Annotated in this window: 8 protein-coding genes; 3 read left to right on the top strand and 5 right to left on the bottom strand. The window is 64.6% G+C overall.

Annotated features, from left to right (window positions below; all coding sequences use genetic code 11):
• Positions 1 to 3: 3 nt before the first annotated feature.
• A complete protein-coding gene (locus VNH11_00715; GenBank protein HVA44880.1) occupies positions 4 to 216 on the top strand; it encodes a hypothetical protein in 213 nt (70 codons plus the stop codon).
• Positions 217 to 297: 81 nt separating this feature from the next.
• On the opposite strand, the gene VNH11_00720 is transcribed toward VNH11_00715, so the two are convergent.
• Positions 298 to 654 carry an amidohydrolase gene (locus VNH11_00720; protein ID HVA44881.1) on the bottom strand — a complete coding sequence of 119 codons (357 nt, stop codon included), beginning with the start codon at positions 652 to 654 and terminating at the stop codon, positions 298 to 300.
• Positions 655 to 672: 18 nt separating this feature from the next.
• Positions 673 to 1,713: a hypothetical protein gene (locus VNH11_00725; GenBank protein ID HVA44882.1), complete on the bottom strand. Its 1,041-nt coding sequence runs from the start codon at positions 1,711 to 1,713 to the stop codon at positions 673 to 675.
• Between the two features lie 347 nt (positions 1,714 to 2,060).
• On the opposite strand from VNH11_00725, the gene VNH11_00730 reads away from it, so the two are divergent.
• Positions 2,061 to 2,594 (top strand): adenine phosphoribosyltransferase, encoded by a 534-nt coding sequence (locus VNH11_00730; protein ID HVA44883.1) that lies wholly within the window; start codon positions 2,061 to 2,063, stop codon positions 2,592 to 2,594.
• Between the two features lie 19 nt (positions 2,595 to 2,613).
• Positions 2,614 to 3,855 carry a PQQ-binding-like beta-propeller repeat protein gene (locus VNH11_00735; protein ID HVA44884.1) on the top strand — a complete coding sequence of 414 codons (1,242 nt, stop codon included), beginning with the start codon at positions 2,614 to 2,616 and terminating at the stop codon, positions 3,853 to 3,855.
• 45 nt (positions 3,856 to 3,900) lie between these two features.
• Here VNH11_00735 and VNH11_00740 read toward each other — a convergent pair whose 3' ends face one another.
• The 3 genes from VNH11_00740 to VNH11_00750 all read right to left on the bottom strand — a co-directional run.
• Positions 3,901 to 4,107, bottom strand: a complete 207-nt coding sequence (locus VNH11_00740; protein ID HVA44885.1) for a hypothetical protein — start codon at positions 4,105 to 4,107, stop codon at positions 3,901 to 3,903.
• 284 nt (positions 4,108 to 4,391) lie between these two features.
• Positions 4,392 to 6,113 carry an MFS transporter gene (locus VNH11_00745; GenBank protein ID HVA44886.1) on the bottom strand — a complete coding sequence of 574 codons (1,722 nt, stop codon included), beginning with the start codon at positions 6,111 to 6,113 and terminating at the stop codon, positions 4,392 to 4,394.
• Between the two features lie 334 nt (positions 6,114 to 6,447).
• The coding region (locus VNH11_00750) for a DUF4214 domain-containing protein (protein ID HVA44887.1) at positions 6,448 to 8,637 on the bottom strand (2,190 nt) is incomplete at its 5' end.

Consider the following 8,637-nt stretch of genomic DNA (forward strand, 5'->3'; position numbering starts at 1 on the left):
GAGTTGGACCGCGCGATTGCAGCCATTGATCGGCTTTTGGAACGGCCTTCGCTGTCGCGCGATGAAGACGACTATCTCGATGTGTTAAGCGACCTGGTGTTTAAGTACGAACAGGCCGTGCATCCGCTCGCACCGGTCGGTTCGCGGCAAAGTTCCACGAGAAAACAAACGAGCACCCGACAGCGTCATGGGAGGAAATCGGATGAGTCCCTTTAGAACTTTCGCAGCGACCGCTACCATCAACCACAGCAGCGCTTTCAAGGTGAACTGCGGGCGGCAACCCGGACGGTGGCGGAGCTACATTTTTACCGTCGCCGCCGACAGCACGCTCCCGATCTCCTCGACCGCCGTCGTGAGCGATCGCACGGCCATTTTATAGTTCGTGTGATCCGAGACCTGCGGTTGCAACTCGGCGAACTTGGCGGCCGCTTCCCGCAGGCCGGCATGCTTTTTATGAACCAGCTTCAGATATTCGGCCGAGTCCTGGGCGGTCCAGGCCGGCCCCAACGCCAGGCAGAAGTCGTAGAGCGTGCGGACGACCTCCATCAGTTCGTCGTCGTCTTCGGCCTCTTCCGAGTGCTTGACGAACGTGCGCACCACCCAGATGTGGCTGACCAGCGCGTCGATCCGCCGCATGGCTTCGTCGGCAGTCATGGCAGGTCCCTCGCAACATCACGTGCCGACGGGCTGGGTGCCCGCGGGCCCGTGGGCCGGTGTCTTGGCCGCGGGGGCATGTCCGCCACGGGGAGCAAACACCAGCACCGTCACCGCGCCCGCCACAACCAGGATCAGGCCCGCATAGAAGATCGGATGGATCGAGCTGGCGCCCTGAAGCTGAATGCCGATCAACGTGTTGATCACCGGAGCGCATCCGAAGACCAGCGGCATGACGTAGATCGGCTTGCCACCGAAGTTGAAGGCCATGATCACTCCCAACGCGCCCACGGCCCCCGCGGCGCCGCCGGCCAGGCTCCACAAGCTGCCGTTATAGGTGAAGCTGCTGTCCTCCGTCGTGAACAGCAAGATGAAGACCGGCACCAGCACGGCGATGACGAAATACGATACGCCCACGCAAACCAGCGGCCGCAAGCGGCTGCCCTGCATCAGCATCTGGCCCTTGTGCAACATCGGGCCATACACGCCCCAGCACAGGGCCGTCATCGCCACGCACAGCGTGACCACCGCCGTCTGGACCAGCGACACTTCGGCCGGCGCGTGGTCCGCCGCCTGGGCCACGGCGGCCGGCGCGGCGGACGGCTTGAACACCAGCACCGTCACGGCGCCGGCGGCCACGATAATCAGCCCCGCCACGAACAACGCGCTCGGCCGGCCGTGATCGCGGTGCGTCCACATCGTGTAAAGCGTGTTGACCACCGGAGCGCAGCCAAACACCAGCGGCATCACGTAGATCGGCTTGCCGCCGCTGGTAAAGGCCAGGATGATGCCCAGCGCCCCCAAGGCTCCCGCGGCGCCGGCGATCAAACTCCACAGCGTGCCGGAAAACGTCCAGCCGCCCCGCTCCGGCCGCAGCCTGAGCAGCACGCCGGGCGCGATGATGGCAATCACAAAGTAGGCCAGGCCGACGCAGATGAACGGCCGCCAGTGGGCATGGGCGCCCATGTCGCGTTGGCCCTGGTTCAGCACGGGACCATACACGCCCCAGCACAGTGCCGTGAGACCGACAAACAACAACGCCAAAACGAAATTCTTCATGGAGAAATTGGGGACCAGGCAGGGTGGAGGGCGGCAACTCGCGATACGCTGTGCCTAGTGTAACAACCGCTGGCCCGATTTGCACGCAGGCAGCCATCGTCGTAGGGTGGGACCAACTCAACGTTAAGATGCTGCGAGAAGGAGCGAGGCCGCGTTTTCCGCGCTTCCACGGCCCGGCGAATACCGTACAATGCGGACGTTGGCCCACTCACCCCAGGAGATGTCCGATGCTCGACATGGTCGCTTCGCATCCCGCGATTTCGGCGGCGATGGCGGTGGTCTTGGCCGCCTGCATGGGACTGGCGGCCGCCGCCGGCATCGTGGGATACCTGAACCGCAGCAGCTGAATGAAATCCACCGACGCGCTCGATCTCAGACAATTCATCCGCACGATCGCCGACTTTCCCAAGCCGGGCATTCTGTTTCGCGACATCACGCCGCTGCTGGCCGACGCCGACGCGCTGCGGGAAACGGTCAAACGGCTCGCCGATCCGTTCCGGAATGAAGACATCGACGCGATCGCCGCCGCCGAGGCCCGCGGATTCATCTTCGCGGCCCCCCTGGCGATCGAATTGGGCAAAGGCTTCGTGCCGGTGCGCAAGCCGGGCAAGCTCCCCTTCGAAACACGCCGCTTCAGCTACGATCTGGAGTATGGCAATGACAGCCTGGAGATTCACAGCGACGGCCTGGCCGCGGGCGCCCGCGTGCTGTTGGTCGACGACCTGCTGGCCACCGGCGGCACGATGCAGGCCTGCTGCCGGCTGGTCGAAGGCTGCGGCGCGCAAATCGTCGGTTGCGCTTTTGTGATCGAACTGACCGGGCTGGGCGGCGCGAAACGCATCGCTCCGCACAAGACGTTCAGCTTGCTGAAATTTGAATGACCTCAATTGAGAGATTTGCATGAGCCGGCCGGTCGCCGTTTGCTTGTTGATGTGGCTACTGTTGCCGCACGTTGTCTTTGCCGATGCTGCGGGCGATTGGCCGTCGTGGCGCGGGCCGCGACGCGATGCCCGTTGTGACGAAAAGGGGCTGCTCGGCGCATGGCCCGAAGGCGGGCCGAAACTGGTATGGCAGGCCGACGGTCTGGGCGAGGGCTTTTCGGCGCCCAGCGTCGCCGGCAACCTGGTCTACGTCATGGGCAACAAAGACGGGCAAGAGTGGGTGTTGGCCCTCGACCGCACGAAGCAGGGCCAAGGTGTGTGGGCGGTGCCGACCGGACCCGTGCGTAGCAACGGCGGCGGATACCCTGGCCCGCGAGCGACACCCACGGTCGACGGCAACCGCGTCTTTGCTTTGGGGCTGAACGGCGACCTAGTGTGCCTTGATGCCGAGACGGGCAACTTGCATTGGCGGCACGATCTCGTGGCCGACTTCGGTGGCCGCGTGGGAGGCTGGGGATATTGCGAATCGGTCCTGGTCGACGACAAGTGGGTGCTCTGCACACCCGGCGGCGATCAGGCCACGATCGTGGCCCTGCTCAAGACCAGCGGCAAGCCTGTCTGGGCCTCGGCCATCGGCGATACCGCCGATTACGCCTCGATCGTGCCGATTCAGGTGTCGGGCACCAAGCAGTATGTGCAGTTGACCCATCAGGGCGTGGTGGGAGTCGAAGCCAAGAAGGGCGCGTTGCTGTGGCGATACAACAAACCGGCCAATGGCACCGCCAACTGTTCGACGCCGGTCTTCTTCGACGACAGCGTTTTTGCCGCCTCCGGATATGGCACCGGGGGCGGCCTGGTACACCTCTCGAAGAAGCGAAAAATGTGGGAAGCCACCGAGGTCTACTTCACCTCCGAGATGAAGAACCATCACGGCGGAATGGTAGTGGTCGAGGGCCACCTCTACGGCTGCGACGATCCGGGAATCCTCCGCTGCCTCGATTTCAAGACGGGCAAATCGCTGTGGCAAGACCGAAGCTGCGGCAAGTGCTCCCTGCTCTATGCCGACGGCATGCTTTATTGCCGCAACGAGCAAGGGCTGGTCAGCCTGGTGCGGGCTTCGCCGATGGGCTTTGAGCTGAAGGGGCGTTTCCAGCAACCGGACCGTAGCGACCGAAACGCCTGGCCTCATCCCGTGATTGCGGGCGGGCAACTCTATCTGCGCGATCAGGACAAGTTGTTCTGCTACGACTTGCGAAACTAGCGGAGCGGTGCGATGCTTTTTGCGACATCCCACAAAGCACTGCTGCTATTCGGAAGCAGGTTGGCCTGGGATCGCGTACCGTCGCAGGATCTTGAGCACGTGCTCGGCGGTCTCGCCGTCGATGGCGACGCCGGGCGTGCCGACAATGGTCAGCAGCCATTTGCCGCCTCCTTGGTCGGTGACGCACGTGATATGGTCGATCGACACCAGCCGCTGAGCGCCTGCGGTCAACTCGATGAAACGTTGCTTCATGGCCTGCCAGCCCTGTAAAAGAGAACTCCGCCCCCAGCCGCCTCTCGATATCCGATTCCCGCAAAAACAGCGCTGATTATCTAAAAATTCTGAGGAATGGCAAATCCGAATTGCGAGAATCGCCGGGGAGCCAAGAATGGGAGGGGTTTTAGCGCCCGATTTCGGGGGGCCGAAGCAGGAACTGACCGCCTGCGCGCCTGGAAAGCGCGAGCGCCGGCCGAGGCTTGGTGTCAAAACCGACCGGCGGCAGGGAAATTCCCGATGCGAACAATTAGGGGCGAAACTCACTCCGGCAACGGCTTGCCTTTTGTTTCGGGGGCGAAGGGCAGCACCAACAGACCCAGCAAGAAAACGCTGCACATGCTGACGCCGGCGTACCGCATCGGCTCGCTCTTGCCGGCGAACACTTCACTGGTCAGCAATCCCAGGGCCGACGGCCCGGCGGCCGCCACAAGCCGCCCCACATTGTAGCAAAACGACGTTCCGGTGCTGCGAAGGTGCGTGGGAAACAACTCGGGAAAATAGATCGCATAGCCGCCAAACAGCGACAGTTGGCAGAAACCCATCAACGGAATCATCCAGAACACGTCGGTGATGGTTTGAAAATACCAGAAGACCATCGCCGTGCTCAGGGTGGCGAGGACGAACGAAATGGCGAAGGTCGGCCGCCGGCCGAGCAGGTGCGTGACCCGGCTAAAGGCGTAGATGCCGAAGAACGCGCCCAGGTTCAGCATCACCGAGGTCAAGGCGGCCCACAGCGTCAGGCGGCCGTTGATGTCGCGGGTCCGTTTGCCGATGCGGTCGATGTGCGCCTCGACGTCGTCGCTGCCCTGGCTGGCCGCGTCCAGATAGGCTTGCCGCCGCTGCCGCTCCTCGGCGGTCTGCGGCGCGAGTTTTTTTGCGGGGTTGCCTTGGTCCAGGGCGTTCAACAGCGCCTCCGGCGTGGCGGTTTCGCCCGATTGAAAAAGATCGACGGCGGCCGCGTAGAGCCGCTCGGCGTCGCGCGTGCCCGGTTCGGGGCTGAGCAGGTGCGAGGGCTGAATCTTGTCGCTGGCTTTCTCCAGTGCCGATCGATCGGAAAGAACCAGGGCCAGAAAGCTCCGATCGAGGGCGCCGCCGCCACGCTGGCGAGCTTCGGCCTCGAAGGTCTTGCGAAACACGAGCCGGGTCAGGTCGATGCTGAAAAACCCGATGGCCCACAGCCCCACGACTCCGCAAAACGCCAGGCCCAGGCCGACCAAGGCATGCGAGCGCCAGCGCGGGTTGCCGAACAACTCCGCATAAGAGCCGAGCTTCTTGGCCACCTCGCCTTCGGTGGCTTTCGCCCTCCAGCGCTCCGGCTCTTTCAACTTCCGCCGAATCAAGATGGCCAGCAATGCCGGCACCGTGCCCACGACGAACATCACCCGCCAGGCGCTCACCGAAGTGAATCCCAACTGCTCGGCGAAGAACCGCTCCAGCGCACCGGTTTCTTCCAGCCGCCCCAGACCAAGGCTGATCAACGCGGCCGAAATGTTGCCGATGGCCGACAGGGCCTGCAACAGCCCCAGGGCGAAGGGCCGCGCGCGGTCGGGCATGACCTCCGCCACCAGCGCCACGCCCACGGCGAATTCGCCGCCCACGCCCAGGCCCGTCAAAAACCGGTAGAGGGCAAAGTCCCAGATGGTGCGCGAAAAGGCGCTCAAGCCGGTGCAGAGCGAGTAGATCAAAATCGTCCAGAGCATCGTTCGCGCGCGGCCGATGCGGTCGCCGAGCACGCCGAAGGCAAGTCCGCCGACGGCCCAGCCGATCAAGAAAATCGAGGTCGCATAGCCGCCGAATTTGTCGATGCTCGGATCGGACGGCGGCAGGCCCAGCAAGTCGGTGCATGCCGGGCGCCGCGCCAGGTTGAACAACTGTTGGTCCATCGTGTCGAACAGCCACCCCAGGGCCGCGACGACAAACACGAACCAGTGATAGCGGGTCAGCTCGCGATACCAGGGACGGCGATCGGCGTCGGAAGACATGCGGTAATCCTGAGGCTGGACAAATCGAGCGGCTGCGTCGAAATTGACCAAACGCCGCGCCGCCCGTCAAGGGTTGGGGCCGTTGACTTCGACCGCCGCGCCGGCTGAAGCACCGCAACCGTTGGTTCGGAATGCTGGACGCCAAAGATCGCGACGATGGTGTCTCGCTTGACAAGATTCGGCTCGAAGCCGACCGGCGAAGATTACGGCCCGCTGCTGGATATCTCCAAGCCTGATGGCTGCCTGCTGGCTGTCAACGGCATCGAGTCCGCGGCGGCGCTCGACCTGCACTACCTGCCGAACAACGGCGTCGCGGCCACGCTCTGCGTTTTGGCTATCCGTAGTATTGGCTGCTCGACAGCAGGCCGACGAGCGCCTCGATCGCGTTCTTGCCACCATTATGCAGCAGTTGACTGACGGCGGTGCTCACCAGCGTTGGGTCTGGGTTGCCCTGGAAAAAGAGGTCGGCGTAGCCGTTGCCCGTCAGGTTGGCCAGGGCGTAGTTGCCGGTCTGCACCGTTCCCGCCGAGGCCACCGGTGGATTGGCCAGCAACGCCTCGAAGTTGCCGTTGAAGAACTTGTTGCCTCCTTCCGAGGTCAGCAGCATCCCGCTGACCACGTTATCCCGACCCTCGGCGCCGATCTCATTGACCCAGAAGGCGAACGTCGGGTCGGTGGCCCGGCCGAAAAGATCGCGATAGAGGGCGGTCACAAAGCCCTGGTCCGTGCCGCCGGCGCGGACGTAGTATTCCTGCGATCCGGCGATGAACTTGATGATCTCCACCAGGTCATGCTTCTGCGCCAGTCTTCCGCTGAAGAACTGCAGGCCGGGGGCGTCGGGCGCGCGTCCCAAGAAATCCACGTAGAGCAGCGTGACGAAGTGAATGTCGAACTCCGCCGAATAGAGGAACCCACGGGCGACTTCGGCCCGCACCGCGGAACTGGCGCCGTTGCCGCCGAGGATGCCCAGCCAATAAGCCTGGCCCGCTGCGTCCGGCTCTCGGCCGAGTAATTCGCGATACAGGTTCGTGACGAAGGTCAGGTTCGTACCATCTCCGGCCTGACCGGCCAGATTGCCGGTGGTGGTCGGCGGAGTGGTGCTGGGGCTGACGGTGATCGTGGCCGTGGCCGTGGCCGAAGCGGTGCCCGGCGAGTCGTCGGTCAGCACGACGGTCACCGTGTCCGTCCCAGCCGCGCCGTAAACGTGGCTACCCGTCACGGTCAACGTGCCGTTGGTCAGGCTCACCGTGCCTGTGCCGCTCGTGCCGTCGCCCCAGTTGATGGTGGCCGTGAAGTCGCTGGCTGGATTGGTGGGATGGCCGGTGTTGGTGAAGGTGGCCACCGTGCCGCTGAAAGTGCTGCCTGCCGTGGCGGTGGTCGTGACCGGCGTGCCGGCGGCCAGCGTATCGGCCTCGGACACGTTGGCGGTGCCGGTGGACGTACCCGTGGCCGTGCCCGTGGTCTGGGTCAAGACCACCGATGCGCTGCCCGCCGACAGTTCGTCGCTGTAAAGGTGACTGCCGCTGACGGTGAGAGTGCCGCCCGAGCCGGTGACGCTGCCCGTGCTGCTGGTGCCATCGCCCCAGTTGATCGTGGCCGTGAAGTCGCTGGCCACGGCGGTGGTGTCGCTGTCGGTGAATGTGGCCAGGGTCGTGCTGCTGAAGGTCGTTCCTTCGGTGGCGCTGACGGTGACCGTGCCCACGGGCGTGAGCGTCGCGGCAGCGGCCACCGTCACGGTTGCCGTGGCCGTCGCGCTGGCGGTGCCCGGCGTGTCGTCGGTCAGGACGATGGTCGCCGTTTCCGTCCCGGTCGTGCTGTAAAGGTGGTTCCCTCTGACGGTCAGCGTACCGCTGGCGAGGCTGACCGTGCCCGTGCTGCTCGTGCCGTCGCCCCAATTGATCGTGGCCGTAAAGTCGCTGGCCGGATTCGTCGGATAGCCGGTGTTGGTGAAGGTGGCCACGGTGCCGGTGAACGTCGTTCCTTCGGCGGCGGTGGCGGTGACCGGTGTGCCAGCGGTCAGTACGTCGGCCTCGGCCGCGGTGGCCGTGCCGGTGGCCGTGCCCGTGCCGCTGCTGGGCGTGGTCTCGGTCAACACGACCGAGACGCTCCCCGCCGTCAGTTCATCGCTATAGAGATGACTGCCGGCGACGGTGAACGTGCCGCCCAATCCTGTGATGGAGGCGCCGCTGACGGTGTCCAGCGTGCTGCCGTCGCCCCAGTTGATCGTGGCCGTAAAGTCGCTGGCCACTGCGGTGGCGTCGGTGTCGGTGAAGGTGGCCAACGCCGTGCTGCTGAAGGTCGTTCCTTCGGTGGCGCTGATCGTGACCGTGCCCACCGGCGTGATCGTCGCGGCAGGGGCCACGGTGATCGTGGCGCTGGCCGTGGCGGTGGCGGTGCCCGGCGTGTCGTCGGTCAAGACGACGGTCACCGCTTCCGTCCCGGTCGTGCTGTAAAGATGGCTCCCCGTGACGGTCAGCGTGCCGCTGGAAAGACTGACCGTGCCGGTGCTGCTGTTGCCGTCGCC

The sequence above is a fragment of the Pirellulales bacterium genome, from assembly GCA_035533075.1.
Taxonomy (GTDB): domain Bacteria; phylum Planctomycetota; class Planctomycetia; order Pirellulales; family JAICIG01; genus DASSFG01.

Excerpts from the sequence above, each read along its gene's own strand:
- VNH11_00720 (HVA44881.1), bottom strand. The coding sequence starts at position 654 with ATGACTGCCGACGAAGCCATGCGGCGGATCGACGCGCTGGTCAGCCAC.
- VNH11_00725 (HVA44882.1), bottom strand. The coding sequence starts at position 1,713 with ATGAAGAATTTCGTTTTGGCGTTGTTGTTTGTCGGTCTCACGGCACTG.
- VNH11_00730 (HVA44883.1), top strand. The coding sequence starts at position 2,061 with ATGAAATCCACCGACGCGCTCGATCTCAGACAATTCATCCGCACGATC.
- VNH11_00735 (HVA44884.1), top strand. The coding sequence starts at position 2,614 with ATGAGCCGGCCGGTCGCCGTTTGCTTGTTGATGTGGCTACTGTTGCCG.
- VNH11_00740 (HVA44885.1), bottom strand. The coding sequence starts at position 4,107 with ATGAAGCAACGTTTCATCGAGTTGACCGCAGGCGCTCAGCGGCTGGTG.
- VNH11_00745 (HVA44886.1), bottom strand. The coding sequence starts at position 6,113 with ATGTCTTCCGACGCCGATCGCCGTCCCTGGTATCGCGAGCTGACCCGC.